Source organism: Desulfosarcina cetonica JCM 12296 (genome assembly GCF_001311845.1).
GTDB lineage: Bacteria > Desulfobacterota > Desulfobacteria > Desulfobacterales > Desulfosarcinaceae > Desulfosarcina > Desulfosarcina cetonica.
Genome location: NZ_BBCC01000115.1, coordinates 1 through 19,993 on the forward strand (window position 1 = coordinate 1; position 19,993 = coordinate 19,993).

Sequence of the window (19,993 nt, forward strand, 5' to 3'; positions counted from 1 at the left end):
GGCGGATTTCAAGACCACCGTCGACGATACCGAATGGCGCGGATAAACGCCTTTGCCCGATCGTTTCTAAAAAGTTTCTGACGAACAAACAGCCCCTTGCCGGATCCCGGCAAGGGGCTGTTGCTCTTCTGGGCTGCCCAATTGGTTAGAACTAACCAATTGCTGCCGGCATGCTTGTTTTGCCGTTGCATTGATATATAATTGATGTAAGAAAGTAAGTAGAATTTTAATTAATGAATGTTAATCACGTCTATGGCCTCCGGTTTTCCTGGCCTGCCAGGCGAGGAAACACGGGCAATGAACCCTTTTCGCAAGAGATGCGTAACATCTGATACTTGCCTGCAGAGGTGCCCATGCAATCACCCATCAACGCCCAATCACACGATCAACAGAAGCAATTGCTCAATTTTCTCGGTTCGGAAACGGAAAAGATCTACATGATCATCGCGGCGGAAGAGATCGGGCTGACCGAATTCACCCGCTCCTGGGTCGATGCGGCCGTGGAAAAGGGGGACGTTCTGGTCCTCCAATACGTCATCTGGCCCAGGGAGCATTCGCGCCACTTTCTCTATCGTTGGCTGGACGACAGCGTATCCGGTCGGGCCTGCCGCTCACTCCGGACATGGACCGAGCTTTTGCAAGACCGTCCCGAACTGCAACGCCAACTGGAACTCCTCAAAACAAAGGATTCCCGCCCGCTCGAGGTTCGTTTCCTGGAAGCGGTCCGGTTTATCGCCGAGAATCTCAATTCCGGGCAAACCCTGCTGCTGAATTTCATGCCCCTGACCATCGCCAACGACGCGGCCTTGGTCGACTTCTTCAAATCGATCCTGCAACTTCTGCCAGGCAAAACCAAGATGACGATCGGTCAATGCAAAGGCGACCTGTTGGCCGGGCAACACGACTTTTGTCCATCGAATCGCATCACCGTGAATGGGGTGGGGGCCGATGATGCCCAGTCCATGATGGAGCACTACTACCACTGCTATCATGACGAAGGCGTCAACGGTCGCCTCATGCGAACCTTGGTCCACCTGGCCCATCCCGTCGGCATCCCTGATCTGGCCGCTTTGACCGGCATTGACGAGGCCGCGATCGAAGCGGCACGGTCCGATGAAACGCTTGCGCCGATGCTGGCATCCGATGATCCGACACGGCTGAGCCTGGCGTATCCGCGTCTTTTTTTCCCACGTGAGACGGCCCTTCGCCAGGCACTGGCCGGAGACATGGCCGACGTCGACCAAAACGCCCTGGCCCGTTTCCAGGAGCAACTCAATCGCATGCCCGGTTCCCGCGCTGCCCTGAACCATTCCCTGACCCTTTGTCGTCTCAACGCGGCAAATACCATTGCCGAAGAAGCATTGCGCACGTATCGCCGCAAGCTCGATCTGGGTGCCGGCGAAATCAGTGAAGTCGAATTGCAGCGTGCGCTGGCGGATCTCGATTCGAAGGATGATGCGATGGGCGGCCGGCTGTACCTGGCCCTGGCGGACGTTCAAGAGCATTTGGGACGCAACCGCGATGCGTTGGAGACCCTTGAAAAGGCGATCCCCCGGCTGGAAGAAAACGGCCGTCGCGTCGACCTGCAGTTGGCCTTTGAACTCAAAGGCCGGGCCGCCTTTGGCTTGCGTGATATCGACCTGGCGCAAAAGGCTTTTGACGAGGCCTTGCGGCTGGCGCGAGAATTGGAAGATCCTGCCTTGATCGCCGACATTTTGTCCCAGTACGGCTACTTGCATTTTTCCAACCGGCAGTTGCAGGCGGCTGAAGCGATGTATCAAGAGTCGCTGGAATGCTATCGCCATTTTGCCCTGAACACGGATGCCGGTCGCCGTGGCGTGGCTGCCCAACTCTCCCACCTGGGACATGTGGCCTATGCCCGCGGTGACTTTGAAAAGGCCGAGACCTGTCACCGGCAAGCCTTGGCCACCTACACCGAACTGGACGATGAAAACCGCATGGCCGGAGAGTGGGGGTACCTGGGCCACACCTATTTTGCGACCCGGGACTACGACCAGGCGATCCAGGCCTATGAGCAGGCCGCCACCCATGACGAGGCGGCGGGCAACCCCATGATGGCCGCCCAACGCTATGCCAACCTGGGCCACACCATGTACGCCCAGCGTGAACCCGAAAAGGCCCGACGGTTTTTCGAAACCGCGCTGAAGCGTTACCAATCCCAGGGCAATGCCAGTGGGGAAGCCGCGCAATACTCGAATCTGGGACTGGTCAAAGGCGATCAGGGAGAATTCGATCGCGCCATTGATTACTTCGAGCAGGCCAGGAAAATATACGAAAATCTCGGCGACCCGATCAACGCGGTGATTCAGACGGTCCGTTTGGGCCATGTGCGGCGCGGACAGAACGACCTCAAGGCCGCCAAGGCCCATTATCAGGACGCCATGCAGCAATACCACGACCTGAATTACCGTTTGGGCGAGGGCGATACCGCCATGGAACTGGGACAGGTAAATGCCGTGCTGAAGGAATGGGATGCCGCGGATGACCACTTTCGGCAGGCCGAAGGGATCTATGCGGAACTGGGCCATACGGAAAAGCAAGCCATGTGTTTGCTGTTATCGGCCCAGCTTTGCCATGCCCGCGGCGATGCGACCGCCGCATTGCCCCTTTTGGCGGATGCCGTCGCCCTGTATGAGAAGATCGACAATGCCCTGGGCGTCGCCAATGCCGCTTTTCAAATCGGGCTGCTGCACTTCGACCAGCAGGGGTACGATCAAGCCGAGGCGCATTACCGGCAGGCGCTGGCAATTTTCCGGGAAAAGACGGACCAGGAGGGGGTGGCCAACGTGCTGGCCAACCTGGGAACGCTTCATTTTCAGACCCAAAAGTTTGATCTGGCAGCCGAAGAACTCGACGAAGCCCTGGCATTGTTGCGGCAAATGCAGCATCCCGTCGGGCTGGCCGGCGTATTGACCAACCTGAGTTATGTTCATGAAGCGCGGCAACACTACAGCGCGGCCTACGACTGCCTCAAGGAAGCCCGGGAGCTGTACCAAAAGATCAACGCGGATCAGGAAGCAAAGCAAATCGACCAGCGCCTGGCGGAAATCGAACGACAGGCCGAGCTCTCGTTGATGCGCATGCGGGGATCGATGGCGAGCGGTCAAATCTAACCCATGGCATAGGAGCGACAGATGGTTGCCCATATTCGTGGCCCGATGGTTTGGATTGCCCTAATCGTGTTTGTCCTGGGAACGGCCACTCAAATTCTTCAGTTCTTCTGGCTTAGCCGGAAAACCGCCCGTTCTTTTGCGGTGTTTGATCCGGATCGAGAAAATCGGGTCGGCAAGCTGTCGCTTCATCAACGCATAAGCGATATGGCGCATTACTTTAGAAAAACTGTTTTTGTCACCTATCCATTGACCATGACCGTCAGCACGGTATTTCATGTCTGCCTCATCCTTTTGCCCCTATTTGTCCTTGGTCACAACGAATTGATCGCGCTTTCCCTCGGTCATCGCTTGCCTTCATTTCCCGAACGCCTATCGGATGGCCTGACCCTTGTCGTTCTTTTGTGCTGCAGCTATTTTTTTATCAGACGCGTGGTCCTTGCCCGCATGCGGGCCATCAGTTCCCTGGCTGACTATCTGGTCCTGGCCCTGGTTGGCGTTTCGTTTCTAAGCGGCTATCTGGCCTATCATCAGATTTTTGATTACCAATCCACCATCACGATCCATATGCTCTCGGGAGAATTGATGCTCATGGCCATTCCCTTCACGAAAATGACGCACATGACATTTTTCTTCTTCAATCGATTCATGGTGATCCATGAGCATACGCTGGGTCGGGGAGAACGGGTCTGGTAGCCATGGCGGGAAACGGAGATATGAAAGTCAATACATCGGAGATCGTGGCCCTTTTAAATGCCGAAAAACCGAAAATGAAGCTATGGCTGAAGGTCTGTGCCCACTGCAGCTTGTGCGCCGAGAGTTGCTTCCTATACACGGTCAAGGATCGTGATCCCAGGTACATGCCATCGTATAAGGTTATTCATTCCATTGGCACGCTTTATCGCAAAAAAAGACGGATCAGCCACCAGGATCTGGAGACGATCGGCGACATCGTCTGGAATCGATGTGTGTTGTGCACGCGTTGCTACTGTCCGTTCGGTATCGATATCCCCGCCATGATCACCCTTGGCCGGAAAATCTGCCGAACCCAGAACATCTACCGCCGTTATGATGAGAAATAGGGGGGCTTCATGGCAGTCCTGAATAAACAGCCGCGATCCGCTATCACCGCCCTTGCGCTGACCCTCCTTGTGCTGACTGTCCTTGGCGGGTTTTCCGTCAGCCATGGGCAGGAAGCGGAAATCGTACTCGACAACGCCAACGCCTATGGCCGTGGTCAGCGCCCGGTCGTGCGCTTTTCCCATGAACTTCACATGGACATGTTTGACTGTCTCGATTGTCACCATGATTATGACAACCAAGAGAATGTTCTCGATGAGGAAGATTTGGAAGCGGGCAACCCCGCCGTGCGCTGTACGTCTTGTCATGATTCTGATTCAACACCTGATTTAGAACGCGCCTACCACGTCCAATGCATGGGGTGTCATCGCCAGGCGCGCATCAATGGCGAGGATACCGGACCCGAACTTTGCGGTGAGTGTCACATCAAATAACTTATGCGGTTATCGCTAAAGCGCATACCATGGGCGTTTTCGTTATCGGGAAGCATGCCTATAAAGTATGCCGAAGAGGAGAATGGGTTATGATCAAAGCCTCCCCTAAACCACAAGATGAGATTTTTGAGGCGGTAAGAGAGTACCGGAGCATCTTGAATCTGGGTTGTGGAGGTTGCGTTTCCGTATGCCTGGCCGGCGGTCAAAAAGAGGTGCAAGCCTTGAACCGGGAAATCAACCATCGGTTCAAGCTTGAGAATCTTTCCAGCCGCATGGACAACTATACGGTGGAACGGCAGTGTAATGCGAGATATTTTGAGGGACTGGATGATCGCGTGGCCGGCTACGATTGCTTGCTTTCCATGGCCTGTGGCGCCGGCGTGCAACTGCTTGCCGAACGATTCCCGGAACTGCCGGTTTTTCCCGGTGTCAATACGGTATCCATCGGCATTGACCGGGAAATCGGGGTGTATGAGGAGAAGTGCAGAGCCTGCGGTGAATGTGTGCTCGGCTACACGGGCGGCGTTTGTCCGGTCACCCGATGTGCCAAGAGCCTGTTCAACGGGCCCTGTGGCGGGACCTACCAGGGCAAATGCGAGGTCAACCGGGAAACCCCTTGTGCCTGGGTTGATATATACAACCGTTTGAAGGCGCAAGATCGCCTCCATCACATTTACAAGGTTCGGCCGCCCATGCTCTGGCAAAACCAGATTCAGCGAACCACCGTCCAGCCGGCCTATGCCCACCGATATAAGAAATGATCTCTTTTAAGGAGGGAACAGAACCGTGACCAAAAACAAGATCAAAACCAAAAAGTCCAACAAAACATTGGAGACGGCGCGCGAGGCGGGGTATTTCGGGAAAAAGATGCTGGAGAGCGCCATTCGGGCCCAGGATGAAGGCAAACCCATCGGTTGGTCCATGGCCAATTGGTGGGAGGGGGATATCATTGCCAAAGCCATGGGCGTGAACCTGGTCTATCCCGAAAATTGGGGTGCCTTCTGCGCCTCGATCCGGCGGGCCGAACCCTTTCTGGAAATTTCCGACGGCGAGGGTTTTCCCAACACCTTGTGCGGATATGCCCGCAACAACATCGGTTTCGCCAAAACCTTGAAGGAGAACGACTTTGTCATCCCCGCCGATGCGCCGGGGGGCGGACTGGCCAAGCCGATCATGATGCTGGCCTCGGGCGCGGCCTGCGATGCCCGCTACAAGTGGTTCCAATCCCTGGGGCGCTATCTTGACGGCGTGCCGGTGTGGATGTTGGAACTTCCCCAGACCGGTGCCCGGGAGTTCTTCCTGCCCGAGAACAAGGCCAACAACCTGAAGTTTATTGTCAAGGAATTGAAGTTGCTGATCCGCTTCCTCGAGGATTTGTTAAAGTGCAAAATGGACGATGCCAAACTGGAGGCCATGGTGGATCAGGCCTTCAAGACCCTGGGTCTGGCCCATGAGGTCGATTTGCTGCGCCGCAACGTGCCGTCACCCATGGTATCCCAGGATTTCTGGTCGATCATGATCCCGCATTTCTACCTGCCCGACGACCCGGAAGCCTATGAATTCTACCAACGGGTGTATGCGGAAGTAAAGCACAAGGTCGATAACGGCATCGGCGCCATCCCCAATGAAAAATACCGCATGATGTTCGGTGAACTGCCGCCCTGGCATTCGATCGGTTTTTTCGATGACATCGCCGAGCGCTACGGGATCGCCATGGTGATGGAGAGCTGGAACTACCATGCCCCGACACCTCTGCCGGAGGAGGAGATCGATGGCGTGACCGACCCGTTGGAGCGGATTGCCCGCCTGTGCTACCACAAATATACCGAATACAACCCGGCCGCCCTGAAGTATGCCGTCGCACCATCCTATTTTAGCGCCCCCTTTCTTGAATATGCGGAGATTTATCGAACAGACGGGTTCATGGCCCACCCGCTGATGTCTTGCCGGCCGGCGACCTACACGTTGATGCAAACCCTGCAGCGTCTCGAGGAGAAACGGCTGGTTCCCGGCGTGGTCGTTAATGGAGACATCATCGACCTGCGCGTTTTTAATTTGGAAGAAGCCTATTCAAAGGTGGAAGCCTTTACCGAAACCATGGATCACTATCGGGAGCTGAGGCGAAAGGCGGGGATGGCCTGGTAAACACCGGTTTGAAGCTTAAAAATAATTAATCGGGACGCGGTATCGATAACTCAAAGGAGGATCGACGATCCATGGAAGAACAAAACAACACGGGCCTTCGGCGCGCGGCGGAAATTTATCGTCATCGCGGACTGCGGGCCAGACAACTCAAGGAAGAGGGGAAGAAGATATTCGGCTATTTTTGCTGCTATCCGCCCATCGAACTCTTGACCGCCCTGGATATCACGCCGATTCGGGTGCTGGGCAACATGGACGAGCCGGTCACCGAGGCCGATGATTACCTGCCGCCGGTGATGTGCATCTTCTGCCGAAGCGCCTTTGATCTCGGCATGAAGGCCCAGTACAATTACTTCGACGGGTTTGTCGGCGCCCATGCCTGCGACGGCGCGGAGCGAACCTCCTTCATTTGGCAGAACTATATCCACTCGCCGTGCAACTTCCAGCTGGATGTCCCCCATACCGCCCATGGTCCGGCGTTGACCTTCTTCAAGGAGCAGATCGCCCTGTTTCAGAAAACCCTGGAAACGTTCTGCGGAACCCAAATTCACCCCGATGACCTGAGGCAAGCGATTGCCCTGCACAATCGGCAACGGGCACTGGTCCGCGAGCTCTATGGCCTCCGCAAACCGAATCCGCCCCTGGTCTCCGGTACGGAGATGCTTCAGGTGCTGATCGCCGTGATGAGCATTCCGGTCACCGAAGGCAATGATCTTCTGCAAGCGGTGATCAACGAGGTGACGACTCGCGCCAATCCCCATGCCCCCAAGCACCGTTTGCTCATTTGGGGCTCGTTGATCGATCACGCGGCCTTCACCGAGCTGATTGAATCATCGGGCTTTAATATCGTCGTGGAAGATACGGCCATCGGAACACGGCCCTTTTGGCACGATATTGAAATGACCGCCGACCCCCTGGACGGCATCAGCGACCATTACCTCAATGAGGTCCTGTGCCCGCGAACCTTCAGGGAGACCGGCCCCTCGTATCAAGCGGATTCCGATGCGCGGTTCAATTATCTCAAAGAATTCGCCAAACACTGGAACGTGGACGGGGTGTTCGCCAATATTATCCGCAACTGCGATATTCACGGCTATGAAGTTCCCGTGATCAAGGACTATCTCAACGCCATCGGACTTCCCGTGCTGGTCATCGAGCAGGATTACTCAACCGCCGCCTTGGAGCCCCTGCGAACCCGATTTGAGGCTTTTGCCGAGTCCATCGACGGGTATTAACGAGTGCCCATTCGGAAATCTCCAATTTCTGGATGGACGCTGACGAGGAACAGACCATGTTTTGTGCCGGCATCGATATCGGTTCGACCATCACCAAGATCGTGATTGCCAATCGAAATGAAGTCCTGGCCTCGGTTGTTCAGCGAACCGGCGCCCAACACCGGCGGCGGGCCCATCGGGTGATGGAAGATGCGTTGACGCAGGCCGGGCTGGCGACCTCCGATCTCGACTATATCGTGGCCACGGGATATGGCCGGATCAATGTTCCCTTTGCCGATGCCCAAATCACCGAAATCACCTGTCACATGCGCGGGGTAAGCTGGCTCGACCCCGATGTGCGGACCATCATCGATATCGGGGGTCAGGACTGCAAGGGCATCAAGGTCAAGGATGGGCGCCTGGACGATTTTATCATGAACGATAAATGCGCGGCCGGCACCGGGCGCTTCTTCGAAATCATTGCCAAGGTCCTCGGCATTGACCTGGAAGAGATCGGTCCGCTCTCCCTGACGTCGAAAAATCCTGCCGAAATCAGCAACCTGTGTACGGTTTTCGCCGAGCAGGAAGCCCTCTCGCGTCTTTCCGAAGGGGTCCCCATCGCGGATGTCGCCGCCGGCATCCACAGGGCCAACGCCAGCCGTATCTACGGCATGGTGAGAAAAATCAAAATCGAGGAAACCGTTGCCATCACCGGTGGCGGAGCGAAAAACAGCGGGCTTTGCCACAGTCTTCAAGAGCGTCTCCAATTACCGGTTTTTATTCCACCCGAGCCGTTGATCACCGGTGCACTGGGCGCCGCCTTGATTGCCGGTGAGAAGGCGGCTCGGGTCGGCGGGCCTGGGTTGGCCGCATTGAAGAAACATCGTCGATGGGATGCCGCCACGTTTTTCAGCGATTCCGCAACGCAGGCGGCGATGCAGCCGACAAACAGCCAACACTCACACATGGGATGAGATTATGGTCATCGCCGGTTTGGATATCGGATCGGTCTTTTCCAGGGCCGTCGTAATGGAAGAAAATGCCGTCGTCTCCATGACGCTCAGGCCAACGGGAGGAAACTTCCGAAAGGCGGTCGCCGGGCTTTGGCGAGATATTCGGACGATGCGCATCGATCCGCTGGATATCGATGTCATGGGGGCCTGCGGGCTGGGTGCCACGTTCATCGATCGTCCGTTTATGAAAATCGCCGAGTTGTCCTGTCTGAGCCGGGGGGTGCATTTTATCTTGCCCGATATCCGCAGCATCATTGAGGTGGGCAATCAATACAGCCGTGTCGTCAGAATCAATGCAGACGGCAAGGTCACCGACAGCATGGCCTCGGAAAAATGCGCGGCCGGCAGCGGTCGGATTCTGCAGGTCATCGCCAACGTTCTCGGTATCGGCCTGGAAGAATTCGGTCCCCTATCGGAACAGGCCGGCCGGCCGGCAAAGTTTACCACCAATTGTGCTGTGTTTTTGGAAACCGAGGCCATTTCCCGTGTGGCGGAAGGCATCCCGGTCCCGGATATCATCGGGGGATTGCATCACACTTTAACCGCCAAAATTGCCGGCATGGTCAAACGATTAAAAATCAGCGGCGATTGCGCCATGACCGGAGGCGGCGCGATGGACAGCGGCCTGACGCGGACCATCGAAAGCGAGGTGGGGCTCAGGCTGCACGTACCCGAAGACTTCATGCTGGCCAGCGCCATCGGCGCGGCGTTGATTGCGGCGGAACGCGATAAAGCGGCTGTTGCCGAGGATGCGATGGCTTCTTTACAGTAATTGGGGTTGAATCGGCAGGCTTTCGTACATCAAGAATCACGGTTTGCATGGTTCAATCTTCTCTGTTTTATTACCCCATGGGCAAACTTTAATGCAAATACCACAGATTCCTGGTGTAATATTCGGGAGCTTACCAAATACGTCACGCACTTGATGAACGCATTTTTTAAGGTCTATGGCATCTGACCGGCTGGAATAATGGCTATCGGTATTCGCTCCAAGGATTGCTCCAGCTGGACAATGGTCTTTGCATTGCTGACATTTTCCGCATCTATTCTTAATCGGTGAGTCCGGCGCGATATCAGCGTCGGTAAGAACTGTTGTCAGCCTAATTCTCGGACCAAAATCCGGATTGACAATCAAAAGGCTTTTACCTTGCCAACCGATCCCCGCGGCTAATGCAACGGCCTTGTGTGATATATATGATGTACATTTTTCTGAATCGAGTGTTTGGCTCGCAGGAATGGGAACTGCTTGAGCGGAATTCGACTGCAAAAAAATTTGTTGCTCTTATGGCAAGATCGTCAAGCAGTGCATTTACTCGACAGTAATGGGATGAATATAGAGGCGTCGGCTGTTTGTCAATCATGTTCATTATTGGATCAGAAAGACAGACGGCTATACTTACTGCCCTGTGAAAGTCGCTTAAGAGGTCACTTGGTTCTGTATCAATTCCTGATAGTCTGGCGGTATCCGCCACGCGAACGATACTTGCCCCCCAGTTCTCCAAATTTTCAAAAAATTCTGTTTTATCAATCAAGGATTTCATTAATTGTAACACCCACAAATGTTATTAGAAGTTAACGCCGCCAATCACCGGCGTAAGGATGCGGAGCGAAGCGGCGCTTTCTTGCGTCCGGGTGGATTTGCTTTGTTAGGCATTGTCGACCTTCTCCGCAGTTTGTCATGGTTCGTGGTTCTTAGTCCTTGTAAGGATTTGGTAACCAAGATTGTAGATAGTCGGTTAGGGGCGCTCCTCCGTCGAAATAGAGCCACTCAGTTTCCTTTTTCGTCGCTTCTGAATTAATACTTGGGCGCATTAGAGTGGCAAATGGCACAACCAAAACACCTAGGTCGGGTGCAGACTGAAGGATCTTTTGTACCCACGGGTCGTGGCTGCTGTGTAATGCCTCGTGGCTCGTAGCGACAGAAACAAAAGGGCCGGTATCTATGCCACCCCTACCGAAACGAACCTGACTGAGGGCCATCTGATTCAAGCGGAAATCGCTAGGTCGCGCGAAGTTTCCATTCGTCTTCTGGCGCTCAGGCGATGTCCAATCGTACGACTTCCCCCTGTCGCCGAAGCGGTATATCTTTAGATTATCGTACTCAGTGGAGCCGTCCTCGTTATCCCAGATCACGCGGGTGCAAGTCCTGCCGGCAGCATTCTCAGACCCAAAATAGACGTCATCAAATATAATCAGTGGCATTGGCTTTTCTCCTTAGACTTTGGAATGTTGATGCGGACGCCTAAAACTCAAGGTGAACATGACCAAAAGCCAGATCGCTCCGACCGACCAGGCCACGTTCCTCGACTTCACCTTCAACGGTAAGAAAATCCGTTGGTCGGATAAAGCATTCAAGACGTCCAAATATCGGCTGCGGAAATTGGCCGGCAGGAGCTGGTTTGTATTCATGGATTATCGACTCGAGAAGTTGGCGCAGTATCTCCGGGGCTGGGAGAAAAACCCCGGCTACCCGATTCGCCACAGCGCAAGGTGATTATGGACGGAACTTTTTGATTTGGACGTCTTTTAATATTTTATAGTGTTTATCATTACCGGTTAAAATAGGAAGCCCATGTGAAATTGCCGTAGCTCCTATCAAAGCATCTGCCAATTGCATGGAATGACTCAAATAATGCTGCTCGACAAAAAACATCGCTTTTACAGATATCTCTTCAGAAATATAAAGAATCTTTGTGTTCCAGCCACGAAGAGCCCTTCGAAGATTATTAAGCTCATTTTTATTTCTCATGCCTTGAACCAATTCCATATATGTAATAACAGAAATGTCAAAATTTGCTGAATTTTCAACTGCTTTATATGCTCTTTCATTTCCTTTCATATACCAAATAAGGACGTCTGTATCGATAATCACTTAGAATCTACCCTTCCTTAGTCCACATATATATTGATCTACGTCTTGGACCATATCGTTATCTTTCCAGATTCCAAACAGTTGGTTTTTTACAGTTTCTTTATTTTTCCCGTTGTAGGGGATAAGTTTTGCACAGGGTTTGCCACGAAAGGTTATTATAACTTCCTCGCCCCGATTGACCGTATCAAGTAGCTCCTTTGAATTAAACCTGAGATCCTTAGCCGTTGCTTTCATCATTTGACCTCCAGCCCTTTAAGTTTACACTGTTTAATGTAAACTACAACACATCCTATGTCAACGTACGATCTGTGAATCAACTTCAAAAAAGCAACCTGTATCTATTGAGGTGAACGGCGGGCATAAGGCGCGGCTTTTTGCCGTCGCTTTTACCATTTCATCTTGGTCCTCTATGTTGAGAAACCCCTTCAACATGTCATGATCAATCAGTCTGTACCGGTTTTTGGGACTCTGGATCTCATGAAAGCCACCCCATTTCCATTCCGAAGGGTGGGACACGACGCCGGCTCTGACCATATTCAAATCGACATAAACAATGCATCTCCACAAGTGGTCACCGGACTCAATCGCTGTGGCATGATACCGGTCTTCCCATTCTCTGGAAAATTTGAGCAGAAATTCCCGTTTATGGCACCGGTGGCTCAAATGCCAGATCTGTCCCTGGATGAAATGTCGATTGGCGCGCGCCATGACGCAATTTTCTTAGAATACGGTTTTTGCCCTTGAAACTGAGGGGCTACGCATGATTCTTAATCATTTATCCACGCTTTTTCATTTTATGTTAATGGGATTATCTTGGTCTGACCCGCACTTTAATGGGTGACCCAGATACTTTTCAGATACTCAGATACTTAGGCCCCAGATACTTACCAGATACTTTACTTCGCAATGCCTTGTTGATCATTACCGCTGGATTCGACATCACTATTGGATGGATTTGGTAAACGGAGCAAGCCACCTTGGACACCTTTTGGAAATCTCTCAAACACGGGACCGCCAAAAGTTATGGTCCGCTGAGCAGGCTTGCCTATCTGGCCAATTGAGATTGTCAATGTTTTCCCAGCATTGAGATCGAAGGTTATCTCAATTTGAGGATGCGGTTCATCCCCAATTTCGACGACAATACTGCTTAATAGTAAATTTTCTTTTGCCTTTTCTCGGCTTCCTTGCAGGACGTTGACCTTAACGTGCGTTTGCCCTTCCCGTTCGGGTATAAAGATCTGGCTTTTTCTTGTGGGAACGTGAGTATTTTCCGTCACTATTCGAGTGGCGATACCACCAATTGTCTCGATTGATAAATCGTGAGCTACCACATCTAAAAACAGGCTGCCTTTGATGCGTCCTTCAATGATGCCGCCCTGATATGCTGCTCCCTCAGCTACACACGTTTCAGGGTTAACTTTCCGAACAGGTTTGCAGCCGAACAAAGAGGTAAGTAATTCTTGGATTGCAGGAGTACGTGTTGGTAGTCCTACAAACAGGAGATGATCAATATGCGCCAAACGATCGACTATCGAACTCTCGCGCCATGCGGCTATCGTGTTTTCACAACACTTTAAAACTTTAGATGTCAGGGGGCGCGTAAGTTCAACAAATTGTTCACGGGATATAGTAACAATAAGGTCCATGGCACCAGAGGCATCCGCATAAATGTAAGGGACGAAAATCTGAGCCGTATTTGAAAAAGTCAACTCGATCTTGGCTTTTTCAGCGGCATCACGGATTCGCATTCTTGCTCCAAAATGCATGGACAGATTTACACCTGTTTGGTCAAGAAATGCGTTGATGCAGTATTCGACCAGCACCTCATCATAGTCAATGCCACCAAGCTCGTTCTCACCCCCTATTGCCTTGACCTCAAACAATCCTTCGCCAAGATCTAAAATACATACATCGAATGTCCCGCCACCCAAATCAACAACAGCCGTTATTATTTTCGCGCCGCGTTCATCCTTTTGTAAAAATTCAGCGGCGAGGCATGCTGCTCCTGGTTCTGGTATGAAACGGACCGCCAGCAAACCTGCCAAATGGCATGCTGCTGTCAAGTCCTCAAGCTGCAGTTCAGTAAAATAAGCAGGGACGCTAACAATAGCGCCTTGAACTTTTGTACCAAGAAAAGTTGAGGCATCAAAAAGCAGCGTCCGAATAACTTCGGCTGCGAGCTCGGCCCCTGACCAGATCCTTCCGTAGGAGTGGAGTTCAGCACCGGTTCCCAGCATACGCTTAACATTTAACACACCATTTTTTGGGTCCCGGAGAATTGAACTGACTGCAGATCCTCCGACAACTAAAGTGTCTCTGTCTTTTATGTAAACGGCAGAGGGTGTAGAAAGTGAGCCAAATCGATTGGGGATAATTTTAGGGACCTCATTCTCAACTACAGCGCACAAGGAACTCGTTGTGCCGAAGTCTATCCCTACGATTCGACCAGAGAATTTATAAATATCATCAGGGCCTAAATCCCAAGTTCGTCCGGCATTAATGTTGCGCTTATGTAAATGACGGAGAGCGGAAGGATCTTCACCAAGGACACGTGAAGGACGGCCACGAGGCGAAGAGGGAAAATCAAACTTTCTTTCAATCTCGTGTCCCGCTCCTTGGGCAGACGCTGCTGCTATACCTCCCATAATTCGGTCTCGAAGATTGTAAGGAACAGCATGCAAATGCTTAATTTCATCAGGAATCGTTACACTATCTAAAAGAATAGGTAACACCGGTTTGCCTAAAAGAAAGGCTTGGCCTAACTCCCAGCGACACCACTCAGAAGCAACTGACCGATTACTAATAATAGATGTAAACAAATCGGCGGCAACAATCTGGCTAGATAAATTTTGCTTCCAGTCTTGCCCAGGAAGTAGACGAGAGTCCATCCAAGCATCGTGCCCGGAGTCACTTAGAAACCTTGCCAATTCTTTAACTTGAGCGGAATCACCTCGAGCATAACTAATGAATATTTTCATTTCTCATGAAAAAATGTCAAAATCGATTTAGTGGTCTAAAAAAGCCCGCGAATACCATTTGCCAAGTGGTAATAATGGCAGCGTCGCCGTCCATAATCTGCTGCCAGCAATAACTATCGTTACAGATTATGTTCGGTAACCCTGGGGATTACCGAACAGTTGAACTATGCCGCTCGGATTTTTAGGTCGGCACAAGTGAAGAGTTATGTTTTTCTATGAGCCGAGTGCCGCTCTAAATTCTTTTATTAGCTCTGCTTTAACTTTTTTAAGCTTTTCGTTGTACTCTTGAAAAAAACCGTTTCGCATATCATCATATCTTATTCTATTTGGCGTTAATACAGGAGGTCTTTCTGGATCGGAAATTTTTGTGATTCCACCTATATGGTACAATGCTTTTTCAATTGAAGTTGCACTTTCTTTAAGTTGCCTATGCAACTCATCATTTAGGTAAATTGCATGCCTTGCTATTTCATTTGTGTACCGATTAGATGCATCAAGAAGGCCCCGAAGAAGATTCTCATAATATGATTGAAAATCAACTTCAGTTTCCTGCAAATTTTTTTCAGGGATTGCTACAGCGTGGCTAATTTGAGATAGGACATCAATCAATGAATTATAAATAGTTTCAATTGCAGTAGCCCTTTTTTCATCAAATCGGGTTGCCCTGACATTTTGTTCGTAAGCGTAAATACCAAGTTTTGTTTTTAATACCTCGGTCTTCTCTTCAAGGTCAGTCTTAAACTTTAGGAATTTTCTTTCAAAATGAGACTCAACTACTTTCTTAACATATTGTTTAATAAACAAATAAATAAAACCAGCTAAAGCTGAAACAAATAAAATTAATATTTTAATGAGGTATCCAGTTGAAATTGTAATATAACCGTCAGGTTGATTCATAATTGCAGATCCTTAAAACATAACCCCTGCTTCAGCAGCGAGGGAACCGAGTCCGCTCTGAAAGCCGATGTTAGACTTCTTTGCCAATATTTGTAACTGAGTTTTTATTAAGTCCAAGCATATGCCAATGGTTTACTAATAGCGAACGCGAACGAATTTTTAGATGGTGGTGAAAAAAATAAGACGCAGCACAGCCTGCCAATAGTAGCAAAATATTGAACCAGTAACGCATCGAACAAATTATAGAAAAATTGGCAACTGCCCATACTACTAATAGGACAATAAAGCCAACCAATAGGGTTCTGCACAAATGTGCCTCTGCTCGAAGTTTTGCGCATCTTGCCCCTGCCTGCGGGCAATAAAATTGAATTGCATCGTACATATATGGCACGCCTGATCCTGGCTTCTCAGTATTTGGCATTTCTATCGGAAACCATGGAAGTTTTTTGGATTTCCATTCCCTTAATGAAATCGTAAATCCGATACCTCCCAACAATATGCCTATGAGATAAAATAATAGAATGCTGCTCGGTAGTAAAAAGGAAAAAGGCACAACAGGATCTTGAAACAAATATTTCGCGATATCTGATATCTGGGAATTAGTGCAAAATAGCCATATGCCAACAAATATTAGCGCTCCACCTGGAACAATTCGACCTATCAGGTCATAGAATATTTGCGGTATCCAATCACCGAATTTCATTAGCGATAACCTTATTTATAATCTGCCATTTAACATTAGTTATTCACCGTAATACGATGAACAACTGGCATTGAGTGGATCATTAATTTGAACGAAATTTAGAACCATCTTAGAGCTGATGAACCATTAGCAGATTTTAAAGATTAATCAAGACATTGTGGTTTTTACGGCCCTGAATCCGTTGCTTGCAACATGCAAAAAAGTAGCTGATTTGATTCTGATTTGGGTTGTTCATTGTATTTGCGGATAATTTTTTAAACAGCTTTATCGATGAGCGTTATTCAGTGGCACCATAGATTTTCTTGTTTGGTAACTACGGTGACTACCTTCTAACGAACGCATGTCGCTTTTGGCAAAAAACACCGCGGTTGCCGACAGTGCAGAAAACAAAGCGCCGGTCAGATAGCTCCAATGCAAACCGTTGATGAAGATGTCGAGCTGGGCGCCGCTGAATGGCCCGGCTTGGCCTCGGGTGGTGAAGGGCGCGAGGTTGTATACGACGGCGCCGGACACGGCAATGCCGAAGGCCATGCCGGTATTGCGCATGACGGCTAACAGGCTGGAAGCGATGCCCCGGAATTGAACCGGTATAAAGTCCCATAAAATTCAGCATGGAACTCAAACAGGCAAAACTGAAACGGCGGTTTGAAAAAATTTTGAAGTTCAGCATGGGCTGCGCCACCCTTCGTTCCACATGAATGAAAAGCCATCCCAACACAATGGCGCACAGCAGCGACACAAGGCCCCATCCGGAAAACCATCCCAGAAGTCTCACCCCGATTCGCATACAGCATTGCGCTCAAGAGAAAGCCAAATGCCAGGGCGGCGCCAGCCATGTCTAATCGTTGTTCCGGCTTTTTTTCTCCCGTTTTATTCTTGCCGGACTTTAAGGATATATCAACGGCCAGATCCCGAGTCCATCCGTAAGCCTCTACATATCCCTTGTAACAGTTGCTACAGACAAAATGCTTTCTATGCGATATGAATTGACAAATGATTGAATATTCAAATTCAATGATAGGTGCTAAGTGACATGTCTGTGTAAAAAACTCGCTGGTCATGATATCGAATTATCCCCAACCTGCATTGGTCAATTGTGGATATTCCAGAATCTCGAAATAGAGGAAATTCAAGCACTCAGTCGTGAGGCGCTGCGTAAAAGATCTGCCAAAGGCGAAACGTTGTTTGTGCAGGGCGATCCTACAGATGAGGTGTTTCTCATTAAAGGTGGGCTCGTCAAACTTACCAAAGTGCTGGAGGACGGTACGGAATTGACATTGGATATCCGCAAGGCCGGTGACTTTGTCGGTGAAAACATGTTTTCGGAGGAAGGTCAATACCCAGTCAGCGCCTACTGTCTGGAAGACACCTTGACGTGCGGCTTTAGCCGCAGCCAATTTGAGCAATTGGTTCTCCAACACCCAAAGGTCGGATTGCAGATCATCAAAAACCTCAGCGAAAGAATCACCTGGTTGACAATGCGGGTGGGAAGCCTGGCCGTTACCAATATTGAAGAACGACTATACGGTGTGCTTACCAGTGTTGCCAGGGAACATGGAACGGTCAGCCCACAAGGAACCGTTATCCAGTTTCCATTGACGCATGAAGATTTGAGTTTTTTAACCGGAGCCCACCGGGTCAGCATTACCCGTGCCATGAAAGCGTTAAAGAAAGCGGGAAAAATTATCCATGAGGGCCGGCGGCTCATCTTACCTTTGTTGAAAACGGCATAGTAGAAGGAGGATGCATCATGAACGTGTTGGTCGTTTATTTTAGCCAGAGCGGGAATACGGAAAAGATCGCTAAAGCCATCTGGGAAGAAGCATCCCAGGCAAACGCGGCGGACTTGAAAAAGCTCGAGGCGGTCGGGGCGGGAGATCTTGCCGGATATGATTTCATCTTCATCGGTTCCCCCCTCCACTCAGCCAATCTGGCTGTACCGGTCAAAGAATTCTTGACCACCATTCAGCCAGGTTCAGGCCAAAAAATGGCCGGATTCATCACTCATTTCGCTCCAGCCTACCCGAACCAGGACATGGAGAAATTTGCGGAACCCATAAAAGCCGCAAGCGAGGCAAACGGCATTGAATACAAGGGCTGTTTTGACTGCCAGGGAGCGCTGACAGAATCCTTGCACGAAGCCGTTCAAAAGAAGCTTAATTTAAATGACGCGCAGTGGGCGGATATGGTCAAACAGATGACCGGACACCCCAACGAAGAAGATATGGCGAATGCAAAAGCGTGTGCAAGAGAAGTTTTGGGCTGATATGCTTCCCATTTAGGCCGTATGTTGTAGATCGATATGCGTTTGTGGTAAATATAGGGTGCCTAAGCTCGTTGTAGGGCCAAACGACGAGAAGATCGTGATTAAGGAACAGGAGCATTTGGAGACGATGCTGATTGATTCCCATGCGCATCTGGACGCACCCTATTTTACCAACCAATTGGCAACCGTGCTGAAGCGTGCCCATCAGGCCGGCGTGGAAAAAATCATCACCGTCGGTGTCGTGCCGGCCAGTACGCGTAAATGCATCCAGATCGCCAAGGCCCATGCATCGGTTTTCCCGACGGCAGGTTACCATCCCCACTGGGCCGCGGGCGCCGATCAAGCGCGGCTGGCCGAAGCGGAACAGCTTGCCCGTCATCCAGCGGTCGTCGCCATAGGCGAGATCGGGTTGGACTACCACCACTTGCGTTCACCGAAACAGGATCAGCAAGCCCTGTTCCGGCAGATGCTCGATATCGCCGTCGCTGTCCGGCTGCCATCGTGATTCACGACCGCAATGCCCATGCGGATATATACGCGTCCCTTGCCCAAGTGCGATCAAGACTCAGCGGCGGGATCATTCATTGCTTCTCGGGGAATTGGCGTCTGGCCCGGAAATATCTGGACTGGGGCTTCTTCCTCTCCATTCCCGGAACCGTGACCTATCCCCAGGCCATGGATCTGCGGGAAGTGGCCACGAAAATGCCCTTGGCGCAAATGCTTCTGGAAACCGATGCCCCCCACCTTACCCCGGCACCCATGCAGGGCAAACGCAACGAGCCGGCATTTATCGCCCATACGGCCCGTGCCGTGGCCCGGCTCAGGAAAATTCCGGTCGCCGAGGTATCCGACGCAACCGCTCGAAACGTCTTACGGGCCTTTCCCATCAAAGCTAACCGCATTTAGCCCCAGTCTATAAAACCGTTTCGCAGACACCACCCATGACCGCGAAGAATAGTAGAAATCGATCCAAACGCGGTTACCCTGCACCCAGGGCTGGAACGTTTGCCAAGCGGCCAATTTTCCAGTAATATTTTTGCTATGCACCTATCAGGGAGGTGTCCCATGTTGAAGAAAATAAGACTCGGCCCCAAGCTGATGGGGGCTTTTTTAGCCGTCGGCTTAATCCCCTTTGCCGCACTGGCCATGATATCCCTGACCAGTTCGAGCGGCGCGCTGTCCAAGCAGGCCTTCAGCCAGCTCGAAAGTATGCGCGAGGTCAAGCAGAGCCAGATCACGGACCTGTTTACCGGCATCCGGGGT

Annotated in this window: 24 protein-coding genes and 1 pseudogene; 15 read left to right on the forward strand and 10 right to left on the reverse strand. The window is 51.0% G+C overall.

Features of this window, described 5'->3' with window-relative positions; translation table 11 throughout:
* Positions 1–353: 353 nt before the first annotated feature.
* Positions 354–3,134: a tetratricopeptide repeat protein gene (locus JCM12296_RS21830; protein WP_054697990.1), complete on the forward strand. Its 2,781-nt coding sequence runs from the start codon at positions 354–356 to the stop codon at positions 3,132–3,134.
* A 60-nt stretch (positions 3,135–3,194) separates the two neighbouring features.
* Here JCM12296_RS21830 and JCM12296_RS38710 read toward each other — a convergent pair whose 3' ends face one another.
* Positions 3,195–3,410 carry a hypothetical protein gene (locus JCM12296_RS38710; RefSeq protein WP_157067807.1) on the reverse strand — a complete coding sequence of 72 codons (216 nt, stop codon included), beginning with the start codon at positions 3,408–3,410 and terminating at the stop codon, positions 3,195–3,197.
* Between the two features lie 72 nt (positions 3,411–3,482).
* On the opposite strand from JCM12296_RS38710, the gene JCM12296_RS38715 reads away from it, so the two are divergent.
* The 8 genes from JCM12296_RS38715 (at position 3,483) to JCM12296_RS21870 (ending at position 9,786) form a co-directional block, all read left to right on the forward strand.
* Positions 3,483–3,827 carry a hypothetical protein gene (locus tag JCM12296_RS38715; protein ID WP_157067808.1) on the forward strand — a complete coding sequence of 115 codons (345 nt, stop codon included), beginning with the start codon at positions 3,483–3,485 and terminating at the stop codon, positions 3,825–3,827.
* A 20-nt stretch (positions 3,828–3,847) separates the two neighbouring features.
* The gene (locus tag JCM12296_RS21840; RefSeq protein WP_246804722.1) at positions 3,848–4,213 is read left to right on the forward strand and encodes a 4Fe-4S dicluster domain-containing protein; all 366 of its coding nucleotides are present in this window, start codon (positions 3,848–3,850) and stop codon (positions 4,211–4,213) included.
* Between the two features lie 9 nt (positions 4,214–4,222).
* A complete protein-coding gene (locus tag JCM12296_RS21845) occupies positions 4,223–4,645 on the forward strand; it encodes a cytochrome c3 family protein (RefSeq protein ID WP_054697998.1) in 423 nt (140 codons plus the stop codon).
* Between the two features lie 89 nt (positions 4,646–4,734).
* Complete coding sequence (locus JCM12296_RS21850) at positions 4,735–5,406, forward strand: methylenetetrahydrofolate reductase C-terminal domain-containing protein (RefSeq protein ID WP_054698001.1); 672 nt, start codon at positions 4,735–4,737, stop codon at positions 5,404–5,406.
* A gap of 25 nt (positions 5,407–5,431) precedes the next feature.
* Positions 5,432–6,790 carry a 2-hydroxyacyl-CoA dehydratase family protein gene (locus JCM12296_RS21855; protein ID WP_054698006.1) on the forward strand — a complete coding sequence of 453 codons (1,359 nt, stop codon included), beginning with the start codon at positions 5,432–5,434 and terminating at the stop codon, positions 6,788–6,790.
* A 71-nt stretch (positions 6,791–6,861) separates the two neighbouring features.
* Positions 6,862–8,022, forward strand: coding sequence for a 2-hydroxyacyl-CoA dehydratase subunit D (locus JCM12296_RS21860; protein ID WP_054698008.1), 1,161 nt, complete (start codon positions 6,862–6,864; stop codon positions 8,020–8,022).
* Between the two features lie 32 nt (positions 8,023–8,054).
* Positions 8,055–8,975 (forward strand): acyl-CoA dehydratase activase, encoded by a 921-nt coding sequence (locus JCM12296_RS21865; RefSeq protein ID WP_213181779.1) that lies wholly within the window; start codon positions 8,055–8,057, stop codon positions 8,973–8,975.
* 4 nt (positions 8,976–8,979) lie between these two features.
* Positions 8,980–9,786 carry an acyl-CoA dehydratase activase gene (locus JCM12296_RS21870; protein ID WP_054698010.1) on the forward strand — a complete coding sequence of 269 codons (807 nt, stop codon included), beginning with the start codon at positions 8,980–8,982 and terminating at the stop codon, positions 9,784–9,786.
* Positions 9,787–9,822: 36 nt separating this feature from the next.
* Here the strand turns inward: JCM12296_RS21870 and JCM12296_RS50700 are convergent, their stop codons facing one another.
* Positions 9,823–10,281 (reverse strand): 4Fe-4S double cluster binding domain-containing protein, encoded by a 459-nt coding sequence (locus JCM12296_RS50700; protein WP_218188220.1) that lies wholly within the window; start codon positions 10,279–10,281, stop codon positions 9,823–9,825.
* A gap of 425 nt (positions 10,282–10,706) precedes the next feature.
* Complete coding sequence (locus JCM12296_RS21875; protein ID WP_054698013.1) at positions 10,707–11,216, reverse strand: hypothetical protein; 510 nt, start codon at positions 11,214–11,216, stop codon at positions 10,707–10,709.
* Positions 11,217–11,274: 58 nt separating this feature from the next.
* Between JCM12296_RS21875 and JCM12296_RS21880 the strand changes: the two genes are divergently transcribed.
* On the forward strand, positions 11,275–11,508 hold the full coding sequence (locus JCM12296_RS21880) for a hypothetical protein (protein ID WP_054698016.1): 234 nt from the start codon (positions 11,275–11,277) through the stop codon (positions 11,506–11,508).
* On the opposite strand, the gene JCM12296_RS21885 is transcribed toward JCM12296_RS21880, so the two are convergent.
* A complete protein-coding gene (locus tag JCM12296_RS21885) occupies positions 11,509–11,886 on the reverse strand; it encodes a type II toxin-antitoxin system VapC family toxin (RefSeq protein WP_083456394.1) in 378 nt (125 codons plus the stop codon).
* Positions 11,887–12,123 (reverse strand): type II toxin-antitoxin system Phd/YefM family antitoxin, encoded by a 237-nt coding sequence (locus tag JCM12296_RS21890; protein ID WP_213181782.1) that lies wholly within the window; start codon positions 12,121–12,123, stop codon positions 11,887–11,889.
* A gap of 240 nt (positions 12,124–12,363) precedes the next feature.
* Here JCM12296_RS21890 and JCM12296_RS38720 point away from each other — a divergent pair, with 240 nt between their 5' ends.
* Complete coding sequence (locus JCM12296_RS38720) at positions 12,364–12,630, forward strand: hypothetical protein (RefSeq protein WP_157067809.1); 267 nt, start codon at positions 12,364–12,366, stop codon at positions 12,628–12,630.
* Positions 12,631–12,782: 152 nt separating this feature from the next.
* On the opposite strand, the gene JCM12296_RS36840 is transcribed toward JCM12296_RS38720, so the two are convergent.
* From JCM12296_RS36840 to JCM12296_RS38735, 5 genes are all read right to left on the reverse strand, one after another.
* Positions 12,783–14,864, reverse strand: a complete 2,082-nt coding sequence (locus JCM12296_RS36840) for an Hsp70 family protein (RefSeq protein WP_083456395.1) — start codon at positions 14,862–14,864, stop codon at positions 12,783–12,785.
* A gap of 213 nt (positions 14,865–15,077) precedes the next feature.
* Positions 15,078–15,761 (reverse strand): hypothetical protein, encoded by a 684-nt coding sequence (locus tag JCM12296_RS21905; protein ID WP_054698026.1) that lies wholly within the window; start codon positions 15,759–15,761, stop codon positions 15,078–15,080.
* A 70-nt stretch (positions 15,762–15,831) separates the two neighbouring features.
* The gene (locus tag JCM12296_RS38725; RefSeq protein ID WP_157067810.1) at positions 15,832–16,464 is read right to left on the reverse strand and encodes a hypothetical protein; all 633 of its coding nucleotides are present in this window, start codon (positions 16,462–16,464) and stop codon (positions 15,832–15,834) included.
* Between the two features lie 264 nt (positions 16,465–16,728).
* On the reverse strand, positions 16,729–17,010 hold the full coding sequence (locus JCM12296_RS38730) for a hypothetical protein (protein ID WP_157067811.1): 282 nt from the start codon (positions 17,008–17,010) through the stop codon (positions 16,729–16,731).
* Positions 17,011–17,015: 5 nt separating this feature from the next.
* The gene (locus JCM12296_RS38735) at positions 17,016–17,525 is read right to left on the reverse strand and encodes a hypothetical protein (protein ID WP_157067812.1); all 510 of its coding nucleotides are present in this window, start codon (positions 17,523–17,525) and stop codon (positions 17,016–17,018) included.
* A gap of 33 nt (positions 17,526–17,558) precedes the next feature.
* Between JCM12296_RS38735 and JCM12296_RS21910 the strand changes: the two genes are divergently transcribed.
* The 4 genes and pseudogenes from JCM12296_RS21910 to JCM12296_RS21930 form a co-directional block, all read left to right on the forward strand.
* A complete protein-coding gene (locus JCM12296_RS21910) occupies positions 17,559–18,197 on the forward strand; it encodes a Crp/Fnr family transcriptional regulator (RefSeq protein WP_246804724.1) in 639 nt (212 codons plus the stop codon).
* 17 nt (positions 18,198–18,214) lie between these two features.
* Complete coding sequence (locus JCM12296_RS21915; RefSeq protein WP_054698032.1) at positions 18,215–18,730, forward strand: flavodoxin family protein; 516 nt, start codon at positions 18,215–18,217, stop codon at positions 18,728–18,730.
* Positions 18,731–18,857: 127 nt separating this feature from the next.
* Positions 18,858–19,636, forward strand: a pseudogene (locus tag JCM12296_RS45330) (TatD family hydrolase).
* Positions 19,637–19,795: 159 nt separating this feature from the next.
* The coding region (locus JCM12296_RS21930; protein WP_054698042.1) for a hypothetical protein at positions 19,796–19,993 on the forward strand (198 nt) is incomplete at its 3' end.